13 protein-coding genes are annotated in these 18,933 nt (G+C 44.3%); 5 read left to right on the top strand and 8 right to left on the bottom strand.

The window, feature by feature from the left end; translation table 11 throughout:
* Positions 1-19: 19 nt before the first annotated feature.
* Positions 20-487: a pyridoxamine 5'-phosphate oxidase family protein gene (locus BLR73_RS10405; RefSeq protein ID WP_233456450.1), complete on the bottom strand. Its 468-nt coding sequence runs from the start codon at positions 485-487 to the stop codon at positions 20-22.
* 5 nt (positions 488-492) lie between these two features.
* Complete coding sequence (locus BLR73_RS10400; RefSeq protein WP_028912316.1) at positions 493-948, bottom strand: cupin domain-containing protein; 456 nt, start codon at positions 946-948, stop codon at positions 493-495.
* 336 nt (positions 949-1,284) lie between these two features.
* On the opposite strand from BLR73_RS10400, the gene BLR73_RS10395 reads away from it, so the two are divergent.
* Positions 1,285-1,662 carry a winged helix-turn-helix transcriptional regulator gene (locus BLR73_RS10395; protein WP_033151200.1) on the top strand — a complete coding sequence of 126 codons (378 nt, stop codon included), beginning with the start codon at positions 1,285-1,287 and terminating at the stop codon, positions 1,660-1,662.
* A 25-nt stretch (positions 1,663-1,687) separates the two neighbouring features.
* Here BLR73_RS10395 and BLR73_RS10390 read toward each other — a convergent pair whose 3' ends face one another.
* The 5 genes from BLR73_RS10390 to BLR73_RS10370 all read right to left on the bottom strand — a co-directional run bounded on the left by BLR73_RS10390 (position 1,688) and on the right by BLR73_RS10370 (position 8,193).
* The gene (locus BLR73_RS10390; protein ID WP_091861780.1) at positions 1,688-3,319 is read right to left on the bottom strand and encodes a hypothetical protein; all 1,632 of its coding nucleotides are present in this window, start codon (positions 3,317-3,319) and stop codon (positions 1,688-1,690) included.
* On the bottom strand, positions 3,319-4,347 hold the full coding sequence (locus tag BLR73_RS10385) for an HlyD family secretion protein (protein ID WP_091861777.1): 1,029 nt from the start codon (positions 4,345-4,347) through the stop codon (positions 3,319-3,321). The genes BLR73_RS10390 and BLR73_RS10385 overlap by 1 nt, the downstream gene beginning before the upstream one ends.
* Before the next feature lie 2 nt (positions 4,348-4,349).
* A complete protein-coding gene (locus tag BLR73_RS10380) occupies positions 4,350-5,732 on the bottom strand; it encodes a TolC family protein (protein WP_091861774.1) in 1,383 nt (460 codons plus the stop codon).
* Between the two features lie 287 nt (positions 5,733-6,019).
* The gene (gene dinB, locus BLR73_RS10375) at positions 6,020-7,108 is read right to left on the bottom strand and encodes a DNA polymerase IV (protein ID WP_091861771.1); all 1,089 of its coding nucleotides are present in this window, start codon (positions 7,106-7,108) and stop codon (positions 6,020-6,022) included.
* A 194-nt stretch (positions 7,109-7,302) separates the two neighbouring features.
* Positions 7,303-8,193, bottom strand: coding sequence for a helix-turn-helix transcriptional regulator (locus BLR73_RS10370; protein WP_091862021.1), 891 nt, complete (start codon positions 8,191-8,193; stop codon positions 7,303-7,305).
* 278 nt (positions 8,194-8,471) lie between these two features.
* Between BLR73_RS10370 and BLR73_RS10365 the strand changes: the two genes are divergently transcribed.
* Complete coding sequence (locus BLR73_RS10365) at positions 8,472-9,617, top strand: hypothetical protein (RefSeq protein WP_091861768.1); 1,146 nt, start codon at positions 8,472-8,474, stop codon at positions 9,615-9,617.
* Positions 9,618-9,748: 131 nt separating this feature from the next.
* Here BLR73_RS10365 and BLR73_RS10360 read toward each other — a convergent pair whose 3' ends face one another.
* Positions 9,749-10,795 (bottom strand): hypothetical protein, encoded by a 1,047-nt coding sequence (locus BLR73_RS10360; protein WP_091861765.1) that lies wholly within the window; start codon positions 10,793-10,795, stop codon positions 9,749-9,751.
* A gap of 732 nt (positions 10,796-11,527) precedes the next feature.
* Between BLR73_RS10360 and BLR73_RS10350 the strand changes: the two genes are divergently transcribed.
* The 3 genes from BLR73_RS10350 (at position 11,528) to BLR73_RS10340 (ending at position 18,912) form a co-directional block, all read left to right on the top strand.
* Positions 11,528-15,049: a helicase-related protein gene (locus BLR73_RS10350; protein ID WP_091861762.1), complete on the top strand. Its 3,522-nt coding sequence runs from the start codon at positions 11,528-11,530 to the stop codon at positions 15,047-15,049.
* Positions 15,050-15,061: 12 nt separating this feature from the next.
* Positions 15,062-18,259, top strand: coding sequence for an Eco57I restriction-modification methylase domain-containing protein (locus tag BLR73_RS14630; protein WP_091861759.1), 3,198 nt, complete (start codon positions 15,062-15,064; stop codon positions 18,257-18,259).
* A gap of 71 nt (positions 18,260-18,330) precedes the next feature.
* On the top strand, positions 18,331-18,912 hold the full coding sequence (locus BLR73_RS10340) for a hypothetical protein (protein ID WP_255397370.1): 582 nt from the start codon (positions 18,331-18,333) through the stop codon (positions 18,910-18,912).
* Positions 18,913-18,933 lie beyond the last annotated feature (21 nt).

Here is an 18,933-nt window from a genome sequence, read left to right as displayed (position 1 = left end):
TCGGCACATGGCAGGGTATCTACTTCTGCGAGCATCGCAATTTCTTGAATCTTTCGCCTACGAAACCTTGTCCAACCTCGCCTGCAATGAGGTCGAAATGTTGAAATACCGGCGGTGTTGGAGACAGGTCGTAATAGTCCATCTCTGCTATTGGCAGACAGAAATATTCCATCTGGTCATAGCTCGTATAAAGACGGGGCAGTACGGGATTGTTCTCGTATATCCATCGCTTCACATCGTCTTCCACGTTGAAGTTCACCATACCAGAACATCTAACGGAAATATTATCTGCGTAGGCTAGTATCTCTACATTGGGATTCTGACGCAACTCCCGATAGACTGCTTTCTTTGAAGAGGTGGCAAAGTAGAGGACATGCCCTTCCTGCTTCATAATCTGGAAAATGCGCAACTTAGGAAGATTGCCCTCGCTGGTGGCAAGGGCAATCTCTTTGTGGTCTTTCAGAAACTGAATTGCTTTGTCGAACATCTCGCTTACCATTTCAGTTCTTCCTGCAGGATGACACCATCAGTCATGGGACTGTCAGCCTCAGTGAAGGCATTGGCCTTGTACTGGATGCAGAGCATAGTCAGGTTCTCGCTGCCAGTATTCTTCAGCGCACGCTTGCCATCGGGAGCGACGCGGATAATGGTGCCCTCGCTGACAGGGAAGATCTCACCATCCACCTGATACTGGCCTTCACCCTTCAGGATAATGTAAAGTTCCTCGTGAGTCTTGTGGGTGTGCAGGAAACCGCTGTCCTGACCAGGAACGAGCGTCTGGAAACTCAGTTCGCTGCCAGTTGCACCTACGGCCTGACCTGCGAATACCTTACCTTGAATGGTTACGTTGGGGCCCATCGGAAGCACGTGCTCGATAATCTCACTCATCTTACCTACGCTTACTGCGCTGTAATTCTTACCACTCTTAATTGTCTCAATCTGTTTCATAATTCTTATTCGTTTAAAATGTTATTTGTTCGTTTTGACGCTGCAAAGGTACGGCAAGTTTTTCATTCCCACAAGAAGGCACTTTTAGGTGACATAGTTACCAAAAAGTAGGAATTGTGATGTTATCGGACTTCTGCGAAAGTGACGTTAACTTAGATTAACTAAGTATAATGATGTTACTTGGTAACTTTTTGCTATCTTTGCTGAGTAAACTCAGCGAGAACAGGCTGCACCTCAGCAATTCGAGCGAGCTCGATTGCATTCGGTTTCTTGCGTCCCGATGGTAGCAAGCGACCAAGGTCGAGCGGCACTGTCCTTGCGGCAAAATCAATAGTTATGGCAGATATTAAAGCAGAGTATTTAGCCTGTCCTATCAGGCAAGTAGTGAGTCGTTTTGGCGACAAGTGGTCTATGCTGGTGCTCTATATGCTTCACACCAGCGAAAGGCAACGGGTAGGCGACCAAGGGTCGGGAATGACGGGTATATTGCGCTTTAATGAGATCCGTCGCCTGATGACGGACTGTTCCCAGAAGATGCTCTCGCAGACGCTGAAGAATCTGGAGCAGAGCCATCTGGTACACCGCGAGGTCTATCCGGAGGTCCCTCCCCGAGTGGAATATTCCCTGACAGAGACAGGCAAATCGCTGATGCCAGCACTTACGGCTCTGATAGCTTGGGGCAAGGAACATTTCAATGAAGTGGTAACCGATTGAAGGTATGGCACTCCATTAAACTCAGTTAAGCATTCTTATGTTTCCTCGCCAGATATTCTATTGCCAATACAGGCCATAGAGGCACTTTGCGTATGTTTGTTCTGACAGCGGGAATATCACACAACAGGAAGACAGACGCCAGGAGCAGGGCAAACCAGATGACGTAACCATACACCTGTTTAATAGCTACGAGCATCATAGAATGCAAATAACTATTGCCCATGAACGCCCCGAAATCAAATTGTGAGAGGTCGAGGTTTGTGAGTGTCAGCTGACGACCATAGTTCATCATGTCCTCATTCAGGAAATGCGAGAAAATGGTGGTATAGAAACCATAGCCCATAGCACCCCCAAGATACATGTGCGGGATGTTGAACACGAACAGTCCCATAAAGAATATCTCAAGACTGGGTACCGACTCGTCCAAAGCCCACATCAGGGTTGGTGCAAGAACACCATAACCAAAGCCGCGGAGCATGATTGACAGTTGGTATTGCTCGATGTTCACCGCCATACCCAACGTGGTATACATCAGCAAGGCGTAAGCGCTGATGGAGAGGAAGGCTATACCTATCAGTTTCCATACCTTCCACTTCTGAACCTTTAGCCAGTAGAGATCGAGCGCTATACCCAGGAACATGCCTGGCAATGCCCACATGTACTGACTCTCCTTGGTGAGTTCTTCCAATCCGACGACCTCTGTGTAGAGTATCTCCTCAAGTGTATGCTCGGCACCGAAAGCCAGTTCTGCCAATATGGTGACGATGAGTATGGGTACCACATTGCGGCATTTCAGCAGGCGAAGCTCTACGTATGGATAGCGGTTGTGAATCAGCCGGTAAAGGGTGAGTCCTGCAAAGATGAGTGCAAAAGCTCCCACCATTCTGATATGCCGGTTTGCGAACCACCTGTAGTGATCGCCATAGACAAAGATGTACGAGAACAGAAGCATTGTGACGCAGATGAGTAAAGCGCCCTGCCAGTCGGTCCCCTTCAGCGAGAACCTGTTGGGCATAGGACAGAACGGACGACACAGCACTATCTGTGACAGCAGCACGAACGACATGGTGCCTACGGTAAAGGTGTGCATCATCTGCCATGTAAAATGATGCCCCATCCAGGCAGCAAGCCATCCCCCACCCTCGATGGCGGTGAGAAGTATGATGTGGAGCACAGGGAAGAAGACGGCGAAGTCGCGCTTTGGCGTAATCCACAACTGGATGTTGCTCATACACTCGAATGTTCCTTGAATCTTGGCAATTCCTGCAATGAAGCATGTCACAACGAGTACAGGCATCGACTGGCTATGCATGGTGATAACGTTGCAGATGCCCATCACGATGGCCGAGGTGCACAGCAGCTGCTGATTGGTGAAGCGGAACTTCATCCTGAACAGCATCGGGAACCACACGGCCATGCCTGCCAGCGTGGCATAGAGCAGGAACATCACATCCTCTATCATGAAGTTGGTGGTGCCACGAATCTCGTCGAGCGCACCCAGATATATACCTCCCGAGAATTGGAAGCACAGAGCCGTAAGGACGTAAATCCAAGGCTGCAACTTGCGAGGCACCCACCCTTTCATCATCGGCATAGCGAAACCCATGCCGACTGGTGGCGGTGGCGCCTTCATCAAAAACTCAGTCAGCTTTCCCATTACTCCTCGACCTTACAAACCACGTTATAGCCGCCATGCAGCTTGTTCACCTCATCGCAGGCATCAATACGTACACGCACCGTAACACGCTGCTCCACCTTGACGAAATTGCCGGTGGCATTGTCGATAGGCACCAGCGAGAACGCACTGCCTGTGGCATCGCTGATACGCTCTACCACACCTGTATATTCAACATTGGGAACAGCATCGGCAGTAAAACGCACTTTATCGCCCACCTTGATATTTGGCATCTGCGACTCCTGATAGTTGGCCTCCACCCATTTCTCATGTTTGTCAACGATGCTCACCATTGTCTGACCGGGGTTAACCAGCTGTCCCACATGGATATCCTTGCTACCCACCACACCATCGCAAGTGGCAATGATGTAACAATACGAGAGGTTCAGGCGGGCAATCTCCACCTGGGCACGTGCCAGCTCGATGGCTGCCTCGGAGGCCGAGAGATGATGTCCTTGCTCTGCCACAACGGCCGTCTGTGTGTTGCGCGAACGAAGTGCCTGCTCATATCCGGCCTTGGCACTCAGATAACCCGTGTGGACATTGTCATACTGCTGCTGTGTTACTGCATCCTGTTCCAGCAGTTTCTGAAAACGCGCATCCTCTCTCTTTGCATTCTCCATCTGCACACGAGCAGCTTCAATGCCGGCTTCGGTCACGCCGATACTGGTCTTAGTGGTATGGATACTGCTTGCTGTACCCTGCGAACCGCGCTCAGCACGGGTCAAATCGGCTTCTGCCTGAGCCAGACGAAGTCGGAACTCGGCATCCTCAATGACAACAAGCGTATCGCCCTTCTTCACCTCCTGAAACTCGTTGAAGCGCACCTCGCGGATAAAACCCTGCACGCGGCAGTTCTGTGGCACGATATTCTGGCACACACGGGCATTATCCGTCACCTCGCCACCACCGAAATAAATAAACTGACTGGCAGCATAAACAGCGCCGCCTACGATACAAAGTATCACAATCGCATTATAAATATAGGTCGTAATCTTATTCTTTTCCATTTTTATAGTGTATTTGTTATATATTTAAGTTTAAAATAATTGTAAAGCATGTTGATGCGCGCATTCACCAGCGCCATATCGGCAGAGAGCTTCATGTTTGAGGCATCAAGCATGTCGGTGAGCAAGGCCAGGTCGTTGTCGTAGCGGTTCTTCACCACCGCATAGTTCTGGTCGGCCAGCTCCACCTGTTTCTCCTGAGTGCTCACCTCTACCGAGCTGGTCAGCAGATTGGTATAGCAGGCCTGTACACCATTCTCTACGCCTTCACGAGCCAACTGCACTCGTTCATCTGCTTGAATGTTTTCATGCTTCGCCTTACGGATAGCATGCTTGTTCTTCCAGAGACTTGACAGATTATATTTCACACCAATGCCAACAAACCACACGTTGACATTGGCATTCTTTGGAATCAGGTCGGAGGTGTATGGACCTGCCAGGTTGTTCTCGGCAACCACAGCCACCGATGGCAGTGAAGCCGCACGCGTGTTTCTGATTTTCTGTTCCGACATCTCTGTGGCCAGCGAAGCCTGACGAATGCCAATGTTGTTTTCAGCTGCAGTCTGTTGCCACACGTCTTCAGAGGTGAGTGTTTTGAGTGCCCTACTCTCCTGCTCTAACGACTGCGTATCCACATCGAAATCCTCACCCTCAGGCAGATGGATGGCTGTGCTTATCTGATGACGGATAATCTTCTGGGCATCAACCACCTGCGTCTGCGCCAGTTTGAGACTCTGGAGCTGCAGGTCGTATCGCGTCAGGTCGTTCTTCAGCACCGTTCCCTGTTCGCGGCGCGCCTTCATCTGTTCGATGACCTTCTCTGTCAGTTCTATGTTTTTCGCTATCACCTGCAGTTGGTTCTGCAGTTTGTAGAGGTCAAGATAATAACCGGTAAGCAAGAAGCGCACCTCCTGGCGATTCTTCTCCACATCAAGCTCTGCCAACTGGCGTCCCAGCTTTGCCATTTCAATGCCTGAGCTGATGGCCCCACCAGCATAGATGACCTGGCTGGCCTGGGCGGTAAAGCTGTTGCCCCAATGTGGTGTGGGCTGTTTGCCATTCTGCACCTGCTGAGGCCCCAATCCCGGAACAATATACTCCGTGGTGCCACTGGTAGAGAAACCTCTTGACATCAGGAATGCATTGCCCGTATAAGAGCCTTGCAAGCTAAATTCAACACTTGGCAGCATGGCAGATTTAGCCGATGCCACCCCTTCTTCTGCTGCCTTCAATGCCGCCTCGCTCACCTTGATGCGCTGACTCTGCTGGTCAGCCAGGTCGAAAAGTGACTGAAGACTCATCTTGTGCTGTGCATACGTAGGGACACAGCTACCTGCTCCAACTATCGTCGAGACAGCCAGAGCACAAAAATACTTGTGACTACTCATTACAAAGAAATTTTTTCTCTTATAATTCATTACTCGTACTAAAAATATTCCTTCCCTCGGAAATACGAATAATGAACCTTCATGGTTCGGACAAACCTCCCGTTTGCCACAATGCGCTACAAACCTCTCGGATTAGGGAACAAATCCAGAGAAGAATTTCGAGCACTATTAATTACGAAATCCTAAAAGCGGCTGCAAAGGTACAAAAAAAACGTTAAACACAATACACTTTTCATCTTAAAAAATCGAAAAAGTGATGCTCTGTAGCGTTCGCGAAATCAACTTTTTTATTCATCGGGCCAGGGGGCGAAAGGTAGTTCTAGCTCTATCCATTGGGGACCTTTTTGTGGCGATGAGGTGGCCTGATTGGATACACCCAAGCCTAATAAACGGATGGGATGCGAGTGAAACTCTACTCCTTGCATCAGTTGTTTGGCCAATGGCAGAATATCATCTTTTGTGCAAAGAACATGATCCACAGTCATGCTGCGGGTGATTTGTTTAAAATCCAGGAATTTAACCTTAAGCGTCAACGTACGCCCCTCAAAATCGTTCTTTTCGATACGGCGCACCAGCTCCATTACCGTTTGATATAGGTGGATGGTAACAGCAGCATTCTCGCTGATGTCCGTCTCAAAAGTCTGTTCGCAGCTCACACTTTTCCGCTCCCACTCACTGATTACAGGACGGGTATCAATACCTCGCGCAAAGTCGTAAAACACCTGCCCCATCTTACCAAAGTCCTGAGTCAATCGTGCCAGCGACGTGTTCCTCAGATCCATACCCGTAAAAATGCCCATACGGTGCATCTTCTCAGCCGTTTTCTGACCTACACCCCAAATCTTCTCCACCTTCAGCTGGGCAATAAAGTCGAGCGCCCTGTCGGGGTGAATCACCGTCAGTCCATCAGGTTTGCGCCAGTCAGAGGCAATCTTAGCCAGAAACTTACAGTAGCTTACACCTGCCGACGCCGTCAGTCCGGTAGTCTCACGTATGCGCTGCTTTATTTCGCGTGCGATATCCACACCCAGTTCTATCCCCCGCTTATTCTCCGTTACATCCAGAAAAGCCTCGTCCAGCGATATCGGCTCAATCAGGTCGGTATAATCGTGAAATATCTCGTGTAGCTGCATCGACACCTCTTTATAACGCTGATAATGCGGCGCAACGATGATTAGCTGCGGACACAGACGCTTAGCCAACTGTATAGATTGCGCCGAATGCACCCCGAACCGTCGGGCCTCATAGCTTGCAGTCGACACCACGCCACGTTCGGCATCGTGCCCCACCGCTATCGGCTTGCCCTTCAGTTCCGGATTATCGCGCTGCTCTACAGCCGCGAAAAACTGGTCCATATCCACATGAATAATCTTCATTCCTACTCAGTTACCGTTGAATCTGTATCAACATTCTTAATCAGCTCGCTCACCATGCTACCTACGGCAAACACGATTACAAACATAATAAATGCACCTTCCATAACAATAATCATTTTTTAGTTCGACAATCAAGTTATCGGGTGCAAAATAAACCGGAGGGTGTCCCAAAAGTTGGGACACCTCTCTGAATTTTAATATCTTTTAAGCGTTTCCTCTATCATTTTACGTATTTTCACACGAATTTCCTGTGGTTCCAGCACTTCTATGCCGTCGCTGTGACGCAACAGCTCACCCAAAAAGTCGGATGTTGGTCGGATATCGAACGCAAAATCCGTATAATCGGGTGTCGATTCCAACTCTCGCTGCGAGTGGTGCAAAGGCAACGTGCGCAGATAGTTCGGCATCCACTTATGGGCTCGCACCACCACGTGTGCCATTGGCGTATTATCCGTCAGCACACCATAATATTCAGCAAAATACTCCTGCGGCGAGAAATTGGCGGGCATCTCAAAAGTCTCGTCGGTTATTTCCATCATCGTCATGCGATCCAGGGCGTATATACGCATCTGCTCCTCATCGTTAAGTGCCAACAAGTACCAGCGCTGGTGAAACAACTTCAAGGCATAGGGACAAACCAGCTTCTCGTACCCCTCAGCCTCAAACTTCTTATAGCCCATACGCAGGCGACGATTCGTGTGGATGGCTCGGATAATCACGTCGAGATATTCCTCGCCAGCAGGTGCATTTTCAAGCACCAATCTATCCTTCACAGCAGCACTATCAGCCAGCACGCCATGCACAGTAAGCGTGGAGAACAGCCAACTTTCTACAGCACCATCGCTCAGAGCCTCCATGTTACTGATGTAGTACTTATACGTTTTCGGCTCGCAATCGATAATGATGCCAAACATAGCCAGGATGGAGTCGCGATGGCGGTTAAACGTCGAACGCTGCAACGGGTTGCCGTCGATTACGCCATCATCCATCCACTTCTGGTTCAGTTCGCCCAGGGTCAACTTATGATAGGCCCTAAGCGTATTAATAATCCAGATGTACTGGTAAAATATCTGAGCTGGTTTCATGCCTGCAAAGATACGAATAAGCGAGCACAATACAAAATAAATGGGCATAAAACTCCTAAAGTATCGTAAATGTGAAGTCTAAGTTTCTTTATTTACGGCAATTTTAACTAACTTTGCATTCTCTTATAAACTTAAAAAAACGAATTAACAATGGAAAAAGAAAAGAATTACGAATTTTTGAATCGGCCTGACGAAATAGCAGTAGTAATCACTACCGCTATCATTGATTACTGCGTGAAGTCTAATTCGATTGACGAAAACATAAATCCTAGTTGAAGATGAAAAATGAGAAAACTATTTTGCTCACGTACTATATAAAGAACACGCACGAGCAGACAAAGAATATATTAAGTACTATCCCCTACAAGTCGACAGAACTTACGATAAGCGATGACAGATTGGTGCGGCTCATAGAGGCAGACATGAAGAAATGCCCTTTTATCTGCAGTTGTACTGTGATGGAAAAGGACTGGCGCAGTGTACCTGAGTATCATCTGAAATATACCATTGTCAATCCTTTCTACAGCGAGGTTCCCATCCCAGATGAACATAAACCTATTAAAGCAGAAAACTGGAAGATCGACGATTTCGCCAATAAGGCTCACATGACCACGTATGAGCCTTCTCATCAAGGCTTCGAGATAAAACTGGAGAGTGAGCAAAAAGTAATCAGATTGGGCTCCTATTTCTACGACCTTAAAGGTGTGCTGATTTGTGAGGCCACCGACGAGGATCGCAAGAAATACTATTGCGATAAGTATGTCACATTCCCAATCGTTGATGAAGATTGGCGTGTGTACGATGGTGATGACATAACTGATGGCATCGCGCATTTAATAGTCGGCAAGAAAGGCGACACAATCCCATTGATAGCTCTTAAAGAGGCAGCAGATTACAATGCCCGGGAGCACGATTGCAGATACGAGGATCAGCTCTTGGATTTAGAACGTCACGGAATCACCGTTTCCAACCGTAAATTCAGAGATTCCGCCGAAGAGTTCCCTGATAATATCGTTATCGGTATTGATAAACTTGGCGAGAAAAGTTTCAGAATGGATTCTGACTGGGGCAGCTACTATATCCCACGTCGTTTCTTCTATGTAGGCGATGATGACGAATTGTATGAATCCGATGGCGACGATAACAAACCAAGTATATATCAGCAAAAGCTCATTACCCGTATCGTCGATGATATATGGAGTCTTTCCTGGTTCTTCAATAAGCCGAAACTAAGAGTGCTCATCACAGCCATCACCGAAAATGGCTATGGATTCCAACGAAACGAACTTGGTCCTATTCCCAAGGACTGGTTTTATACCGTTCAGACCCTTGAAAGTGAAATCAACCGCGAGTTGGACGAAATGCACAAGAAATATCCGGATGACTACTACAGAGGAAAGAGGCCAGATACCTTTAACACCTAACATTAACTAATAAATAAAGTCCTGCAATCCGTAAGATTACTGGACTTATATTTTACCAGGACCGAAGAATCCCTCAGCTTCTCTCAAAACTGAGGGATTTTATTGTATATAAAACTTTTCACGTGCCCAGTTCAAAACCACCCTTTCTCATTCAAAAAGAATAGCTTTCTACACATATTCTTCCAGAAATCAGCTTCAGGCTGATTATTCTTTCTGTAAACGGCAATGCCTTCGCTAAGCTCTTCACGAACCACACTATCGCTAAATTGTTTATGTAAAATAAAGCTTGTTATAGCCATTGCAGCAACAAAAGCAGAGGTGTCTAAACTTTGCATAAACAGCTGAGAAATATGATCATCATTTAGTATACTCTCTTTAGTAATTCCAACGCGACCTAAATGTTCTGTCACTAAAACATGTTGGCCTAATGCCTGGTTTATCTCCTCATCATAGTATTTACATTTATCGGAGTGCTTAAAGTATTCTGCGATTTCAGAATCAAAGATCACAAAACTATCGTCTCCATAATAATCTGCATGCTTTTTTACAGTATCCATAAGATTCGTTATCGTGGCATCCTCTGCTTGGAAAGGATTTCCTAATAACTGTTCTTCGATCTGTATAGAACCATTGTTTTTCAACAATTCTTCCAAACCTAGTAAGAATTCTTTTTTAAAGTTAGCCCAGAAATCTTTTTTATTGTAGCCGTTCCTAATGTATAATATCATTGCTATGGCTGCATATATACTTGGATCATTGAAGTCGCCTTTGCCATGATAACAGATTTTGGCAACCTTTCTTGCTGCCGTACGTGTAAGAGTATCCTTATCTGCTAGTCTCATATCGGCAATCTCTTTGTCACCAACATATTCAGAAAGATAGTCACAATTGACAGGTCCGAAGCGTGAAGAGATAGAACGATATTTATCAATCTTATAAAGAAAAAGCTTCTCACCAATTTTCTTTTCCCACTTTGCTATATAATTATCAGGGGCGGTCTCTTGCTGAATTTTCGATATTAAATCCAACATATTCTGATCAATCTGTACAAAAAACTCATCGTCGAGTTTTATTCCATTTGCCTCTACAGGCTCAAAAAAGCCAGTAGTCAAGGTTTTTCTGTCGTAAGAATAGTTCATAATAACGTTTTTTAAATATTTTGTTGCTAAATAATCCATTTGCCCTCCCAAAAAGAGCAAAATCAGCTGCGAAGTTACTAAAAAACTAAAAGAATACGACCATCCGAGTATATACTTAACAATTCTTTAACAGTCTTGCACTGTGTATTGTTTCTCTGCGCTACCCTGTCACGCTGTCTATCAGATAAACTATGGCGCAGCAGATGGCGGCTACGGGGAAGAGGCCTAGGCGGCGCCAGGCTGCAATAGCCGAGATAAGGATATTGAGCACGATGGTGCGGGTGCCACTTCTCCAACCAATTACCTATTTGATAAAGTTACTTATTCAGATGGAAATGTCATCTTAACCGCCTTTTCTCCTTTTCTTTTTCAATTTTGCCCTCAATTATTTGCTGATTTAATAAATTCTTATTATTTTTGCAGGCAAGTACTGGCTAATCGTCGTAACACGGCGCTGCCACGGCAGAACAGAGGTTTTCGCAACCTCCTGATACAGAGCCTCAGCGGAGGCGCCGGTATGATTTTTGAGGGTATATAATATAACAGCATTAGCAGTTATTCGGTGTGTCTTAAATGTTCCAAGCTTATTAAGATAGTTCTACTGAAGAATGACAAGTTGATGTCTGCGTTTTATGGCGTGGACTCAACTCATTTGGTAGAACGGGTCCTGGAACAACCTAAGACACAGATGAGCGTTCACGCTTTTTCTGTGTCTTGTTGTTAGGACTCGTTTTTATGCACCAGTAATTGTGGTGCATAAAAACATATCATATGAGTAGCTTTACAAACACGCTGATAGACAACAGCGATGAACTACATCTTGTGACCTATTTAAAGGGTATGATTAGCTCTGGTGAGTTTAATCATATCCGAATAGCTACGGGGTATTGGGATCTTCCTGGAATGCATTTAGTGTATGATGAACTAAAGGCATTTTTGGATGAAGGTGGCAAACTTGATATCATGATTGGAGAGGAACCACAAATTCGTTCTTATCAACTGCGTGATGAATATAAAGGTCAACGCTTCCCAGACTTCAATATTAAGCAGGATGTAGATAAGTTGTCTGATGATTATATTCGTGTTGCCAAACTCCTGCTTGATTATTGTAAGATTGGCGAGCAGGAACCTGATTCTCAAATACAGATAAGAATCTATGGTCAGGATAAGGATGAAAAGCAATTCCTACATGCTAAATGCTATATATTCTTAAGAGCTCAGGACGGAACAAGGAAAGGAGATACTAATGCAATATTAGGAAGTAGCAACTTCACAAAAATGGGATTGGAGGGTAATGCTGAATTAAATTACTTAGAAACAACTTCTTCAATCGTAACAGCAATCCCTAACGAAAACAGTAGCACTAAAGGACATAAAATTTGGTTCCAAGAGAAGTGGGACGAGTCTGTAGCATGGAATGGCCGCTTTATTCAAGAAATATTATTAAAATCACCTATAGGAAAGAAAGCTGCAGAAATAGGAAATCCGGAAGATAACGACAAAATAGAGCTCCTTACTCCATACGAATTATATATTAAACTACTGCAGACAAAGTTTGGCGACCTTGTAGATAAGAATCTTGATGAGGTCATCGAAAGCTATTTACCAGATGGTTTCGATAAATACAACTACCAGATAGATGCCGTTAAGCAATGCTTCTCAACAATGAAGGAGCATGGCGGCTTTCTTCTTGCCGACGTTGTGGGACTTGGCAAGACTATTGTCGGTTCACTTGTTATCAAGCATTTTCTTCAGTTCCCTGATGATGACGGACGCGAGCGCAAGGTTCTTATCATCACTCCACCAGCCATCAAGTCAGCATGGGTTGAAACTATCAAGATGTTCGACAAGGATGCAACAGATAAGATGGAGGATTACATCGACTACATAACAACAGGTAGTATTGGTAAACTGGTTGATGATGTAGAGGGTAATAGTGACATAGATGACGATAATTGTGATTCTGGCGATTTTGATGGTGAGCTCCTACACGAGAACTACGGTCTTATTATTATTGATGAGAGCCATAAGTTCCGCAATAGTGGTACAAACATGTACGAGGCTCTTGATAATCTCATCAGTCAGATTGGTGCCGACACAGGTGCTTACCCTTACATAGGTCTGCTTAGCGCAACTCCTCAGAATAATCGTCCTGATGACTTGAAGAATCAGATTTACCTCTTCGAGCGCAATCATGCCGACACCACGCTGACCAAGGCGAACAGTGGTAATCTGGAAAATTTCTTCTCAGAAATCAATAAGGAATATTCAAGTATCATCCATCCAGATGATGACGATCCCTCAACTCCAGAAGAACGCAGAGAGCATTTAAAGCACCTCTCTAGTCGTATCCGAGATTGTGTGCTGACAGATATTATGGTTCGTCGCACCCGCACTGACGTTCAAATGTATTATGCCGATGACATGGAGCGTCAGCATCTTAAGTTCCCAAAGATTGAAGGACCTAATGAATTGGAGTATCAGATGGACTTTCAGCTTTCGCACCTCTTTGCCGAAACGATGGATATTATTGCACCTACAGAGGTATATAAACTACAGAGCAACCGTTATCTCAGTTACTATCGCTATCGTGCCATCCAGTTCCTTGCAGACGAAGCGAATAAAAGAAAATATGATGCACGTGGTTCGCGCGATGCAGACAGACTTGCTGACCAGCTGGCCAACATCATGCAGATAAACCTTGTCAAGCGACTTGAAAGTTCGTTCTCTGCATTTTATCAGTCACTCCTCAACCTACGTCAATATACTCGCAACATGATCGACATGTGGGAGTCGAACAATATCTTCATCTGTCCGCAGATAGATGTCAACAAAGAACTAGACCGTAAGACGAAGGAGCAAAAACGCAAGCGTCCTGTTGGCTATAAAGAGTGCCTTGATGACATTCGCACCAAGATCACCAAACTCAATGAGGATGGTCGCAATGACAATGAGCGCAATATGGAGTACCACACGAGCGACATGAAGCCGGAATACATCGACCTGCTTCGAGCCGACTACGACCTTATCTCCGAACTTTGCGACCGATGGGCAAAGAATACAGAGGATCCTAAGCTCGATGTCTTCAAGGATAATCTGAAGCATGTACTTTTCGATGCCGAGAAGAACGTACCACAGAAGCTGGTCGTATTCTCTGAGGCCATTGACACCGTTGATACCATAAAGCGTGTGGCAGAAGCCAAGGGCTATCGTGTGCTGAAGATTACGGCTGACAATCGTGACGAGATGGAACTAACCATCCGTGAGAACTTTGATGCCAACTATGGTAAGAAGCCTGGTGAAGTACAAAAGAATGATTATGATATCATCGTCACTACCGAGGTGCTTGCCGAGGGTATCAACCTGCATCGTGCGAATGTTATCCTCAACTACGATACGCCTTGGAATTCAACCCGTCTGATGCAACGTATTGGTCGTGTCAACCGTATCGGTTCTACTCAGGATAAGGTCTATGTCTATAACTTTAAGCCAAGTGCCGAGGGCGATGCTGAAATTAAATTGGTAGAGAATGCATACACTAAGCTCCAGTCATTCCACACTCTCTTTGGTGAGGACAGTAAGGTCTATACCATTGACGAAGAGGTAAGCCATTACGACCTCAATACTGTTGTCAATGGCGAGGAGTCTCCGCTTGAGAAATACATCTATGAGCTAAAGCAATACAAGGAGGCGCATCCTGAGCGCTATGATTATATTCTTAATCGTAATGAAAACCTGGAATGCGCAACTCGAACTGTTGACGGCAACTGCTACTTCCTTGTTCGTACACCTCGCATGTCTGGCCTCTTTGTTAAAGTGAATCCTGTAGATTCCAAGGGACGAATCATCTCTGCCAGCGAGATGTACGAATGTTTCTCAGTACCTCAGGAAGCTCCTCTTGTCGAACTTCCGGAACATTGGGAAGATGACAAGAAGAAGGCGGAGAAAGCTGTCAACCAACATCTGCATAAGATGAATGTACGCATGGGTAGTAGCACCAAGGCTACCAAAGCGAAGGAAATATTACGTCGTATGCAGCAGGACATCACCATGTCGAATGAATCAAAAGCTCTCTTGGCTGATGCTTTTACGCTGGTGAACAAGGGGAATTCTGACATCATTAAAAAGGTGCTTGCCTTCGAGGAACAACTTAAGAACTCACAGGACGACCTATTTGGAGGTCTTACTCAACAGGATTTCGACAGCATGATTGAGCGTGAGATTCGCAATATAGTTGCCAACCTTCAGCAGCGTTATGGCAAAGCAGAAGTATTCATTGGACTTTCTAAATAATCAGTCAGTTTTATGATAGATCTTAAATCATATTTCCACAATAAATATCAGGGAGGCGAGAGCTTCATCGAAAATGTCATTATTCCCATCTTTGGCGAAAAAAAGTTTGAAGATGCCTACGAAGAGGATGTGCTGGAGAATAATCCAGAGTTGATGAGCATGGCACAAAATACAGGTGTAGCCCAAATTCTACGCTTAGGTACAATTAACATACCGATGAATCCAACTGACGTATTTGATATTACCGTCAATGACCACGTACAGATGAAGCGAAATCGAGTTGCCGTTCAGCAGCTTATTCGACGTATTATGTCCACCTATAGTAGTGCATTCATGGTTTTTCACTACAACGATGACGATAAGTGGGATTGGCGTTTTACATTCTGTAGCAAGCAGGGAAATAATCGCGAAGCCACAGATTCCAAACGATACACATTCCTTCTTGGCCCTAACCAGTCTTGCCGAACAGCTGCAGATAACTTTAAGAAATTAGCATCAAAGGGTGGTAATATTGAGTTGAATGATATTATCAAAGCCTTTGATGTAGAAGCACTCTCTGATGAGTTCTTTGACAAGTACAAGGAGCAATACGAGAAGTTTGTGATGTTCATCACGGGTAAGAAGTTTGTCAAGAAGGATGGTGGCTGGAAAGAAAAGGTTTTCCATGATCCACATCCACAGATATATAAAGATTTTGGTTGTGATGACAAGCGTGTTCGTGATTATGTCAAGAAGATGCTTGGTCGAATTGTGTTCTTGCACTATCTCCAGAAAAAAGGCTGGCTTGGTGTAGAACCTGGTAATGAATGGAATAGCGGTAATAAAGACTTTATGTATGATCTGTTCACTAAGTCTTCAGAAGCACAACAGGCAAATTTCCTTGATGAAGTTCTCGAACCTCTCTTCAATGATGCTTTCGACAAAGATAGAAGTGCCAATGGTGATTTATATGACACAAAAGTCATTGGCTTACCAAACAATGGCGTGCTCCGCTTCCCTTATCTCAATGGTGGTCTTTTCGACAGAGACGAGGATGACGAGATTACTACAATATTTCCTGCGGAATATTTCAGTTCGCTCTTTACGATGTTCCATCAATACAACTTCACAATAGATGAGAATGACCCAAGTGATGCAGAGGTCGGTATCGATCCGGAAATGCTCGGACAGATATTCGAGAATTTGCTAGAGGACAACAAAGACAAGGGCGCATACTATACTCCAAAGGAGATTGTACGTTATATGTGTAAAGAATCTTTAATTTCATATTTGCAAAACGACTTTCCACGTCAATATCGTGAAGCAATAAGACAATTTGTTGCGACATACGATTTGTCCGCTCTTCCTAATGAAATTGTAGAAGAGGTTGATCGCCGTCTGATTAATATCAAGATTTGCGACCCAGCCATCGGTTCAGGTGCCTTCCCAATGGGCTTGCTCAAAGAATTGTTCTTCTGCCGTGGCGCCATAGAAAACTTTGACAATTCTGTTGAAATCAAGCGCCATATCATTCAGGAAAATATCTATGGTGTTGACTTAGAAAAAGGTGCTGTTGATATTGCCAGACTTCGGTTTTGGCTAACCTTGGTTGTCGATGAAGCCACACCTGAGGTGTTACCCAATCTTGACTATAAAATTATGCAAGGTAACTCACTATTTACGACATTCAACGGTAAGTATCTCAATATCAGCGATAGTCAACAACATAAGTACATTAATAAGATTCGCCAGAAGAAAGCAGAATTAAGCAAACTTCAGAAGGCATTCTTTGAGCAAGTAGGTGAGAAAAAACTCAGTACAGGGATTACTATTAAAAAAAATATCCTTGACATTATTTCTCTTCAATTGGGCCATGAACTAGAAGCATGGGCTCAAACGTCAGCTATCCAAGGAGCAATCTTCACAGAAATGCAGGATGAAGTTATTTCTATGCAGCAAATCAAGAGTGCTGTTACAGGTGAGAAAAAAGCCATCATCCAATTAGGAGAAGATTTACGTAGAATACTTACCGATGAATCCCTTCCTTTAGAGGAACGCGCAAAAACAGATTTGCACTTCTTTGATTGGAAAGTTATGTATTCTGATGTCTTTGAACAGGGTGGTTTTGATATTGTCATTGGTAACCCTCCTTATGGTGCCAAATTAAGCGATGACGATAAGAAAATAATAAAGAAGTTCTATAAGACTACTGAATCGAGACAGATGAACAGAGAAAGAGATGCTATCTATCTACGTTTCTTGGGAAGAGAGGAGGAAGTTCCTTGCCCAAAGATAAAGGGCTCAACAGACACATACACTCTTTTCATAGAACTTGCTTATTGGCTTCTTCGCAGGGATGCCTTCATGGCTTATATTGTCCCAATATCATTGACATCAAGTGACTCACTCTCCGGTGTTCATAAACTGTTGTTGGAAAAATGTCGAGGCATTAAGATTTCATCTTATTCTGTTCGCCCTCAACCAGTATTTAAAAATGCAGTCGTCAATACTTCAATCCTAATGTTCCAAAAGACATTGACTCCTTGCCAGCAGTTACTGGCAACAAAGATGCATCGTAAAGGAAGAAATTTTGATTTACAACAACTGATAGATCGTTTACAGTTTACAGATGTCCTGAAACATTTGAAGATGATTGGTAGAATACCAAAGATTGGGTTAGATACAGAAAAGGTTATACTTGATAAGATATGGGCATTAAGCCCATTGTCTTCAAAAGTTCGCGAAAATGGGAATCCAATTTATTATCGCACAACAGGTGGCAGATATTTTAAAATAGTGACAAATTATAGTACTGGTTCAACTAAAGAGAAAGCCATCTTGTTCGAAAAGGAACTCTCTGATGCAATAGGATGTATACTTAGTAGTAACCTGTCATTTTGGTATTATCAAATAATCTCGAACAATTTAGATTGGAAGAGTGAAGAATTACTTTCGTTTACAATACCAGAATTGACAGACGAAAATATAAATGATCTCTCATCTCTTTATCAGGAATATCAGACTGACATTGAAGCTAAGGCTAATGTTCGTCAGTCAAGTGGAGAGTCACGCTATAATGTTACCCAATTTAAAGAATATAAAATAGTAAAGTCAAAGTCTATTATTGACAGAATTGACGATTATATTTGTCCCCTTTATGGTTTGACTAACGAGGAACGTGACTTTGTTAAGAACTATGAACTTGAGTTTAGAATGGCAGGAGACGATTAAGATTTATTATTATGACAAAACTTGAAACCCTATATGCAAGTATCAAAGGTCTTCAAGACCTTGGCTTGCCATTGAACGAAGAGACATTGAAAGCTGCTGATGAACTCGAAGAACAGCTCATCAAGACAGAGATTTTGCCAGCAATGTCCAAGGACATAGAACCTATGCTCTCGCAGATACAGCGAGAATTGGTTCTTGTTGTTGAGTACAAACCTGGTATGCCTATTAGTGTTGCTCTTTCTCGTAAGACAAATATTACAGAACTCCTCGATGCCAAGATCCTGGAGCTTGATCCAAAGGTTTCCCATAAGGAAATCGGTCCTCGTCGAAAGAAGGTGGAGAAGATTGCACCTGCAACTGGACTCTGCATTCACTTAAAGAACGGGGAAATCATTCAAGAGAAGGATGCTGCCACAACATTTACAACTGCCATCATCCGTGCAGGGCTTATTCCTGTTCGTAATCTTGGCTTGAAGTTCTGTGGTATCAACATTGTCAGCACCACAATCGATAGTAAGTACGGTCGTGCTCAACGAGAAGCTGCCCCAGGACTATATGTCCTTACTCATAGTAGTACTAAGGATAAGGTGAAACTGCTTGATAAGATTAACAAGGCTCTTAATTTAGGCTGGAAGATTAAAATAGTAAGTTAACAATTATACAAACATAACTAA

The sequence above is a fragment of the Prevotella sp. khp1 genome (assembly GCF_900102205.1).
In the GTDB taxonomy this organism is placed as follows: Bacteria; Bacteroidota; Bacteroidia; order Bacteroidales; family Bacteroidaceae; genus Prevotella; species Prevotella ruminicola.
This window is presented reverse-complemented; position numbering and strand designations above follow the sequence as displayed.

Coding starts and splice junctions, on each gene's coding strand:
- BLR73_RS10390 (WP_091861780.1), bottom strand. CDS start 3,319: ATGGGAAAGCTGACTGAGTTTTTGATGAAGGCGCCACCGCCACCAGTC.
- BLR73_RS10380 (WP_091861774.1), bottom strand. CDS start 5,732: ATGAGTAGTCACAAGTATTTTTGTGCTCTGGCTGTCTCGACGATAGTT.
- BLR73_RS10395 (WP_033151200.1), top strand. CDS start 1,285: ATGGCAGATATTAAAGCAGAGTATTTAGCCTGTCCTATCAGGCAAGTA.
- BLR73_RS10360 (WP_091861765.1), bottom strand. CDS start 10,795: ATGGATTATTTAGCAACAAAATATTTAAAAAACGTTATTATGAACTAT.
- BLR73_RS10370 (WP_091862021.1), bottom strand. CDS start 8,193: ATGAAACCAGCTCAGATATTTTACCAGTACATCTGGATTATTAATACG.
- dinB (WP_091861771.1), bottom strand. CDS start 7,108: ATGAAGATTATTCATGTGGATATGGACCAGTTTTTCGCGGCTGTAGAG.
- BLR73_RS10400 (WP_028912316.1), bottom strand. CDS start 948: ATGAAACAGATTGAGACAATTAAGAGTGGTAAGAATTACAGCGCAGTA.
- BLR73_RS10365 (WP_091861768.1), top strand. CDS start 8,472: ATGAAAAATGAGAAAACTATTTTGCTCACGTACTATATAAAGAACACG.
- BLR73_RS10385 (WP_091861777.1), bottom strand. CDS start 4,347: ATGGAAAAGAATAAGATTACGACCTATATTTATAATGCGATTGTGATA.
- BLR73_RS10405 (WP_233456450.1), bottom strand. CDS start 487: ATGTTCGACAAAGCAATTCAGTTTCTGAAAGACCACAAAGAGATTGCC.
- BLR73_RS10350 (WP_091861762.1), top strand. CDS start 11,528: ATGAGTAGCTTTACAAACACGCTGATAGACAACAGCGATGAACTACAT.
- BLR73_RS14630 (WP_091861759.1), top strand. CDS start 15,062: ATGATAGATCTTAAATCATATTTCCACAATAAATATCAGGGAGGCGAG.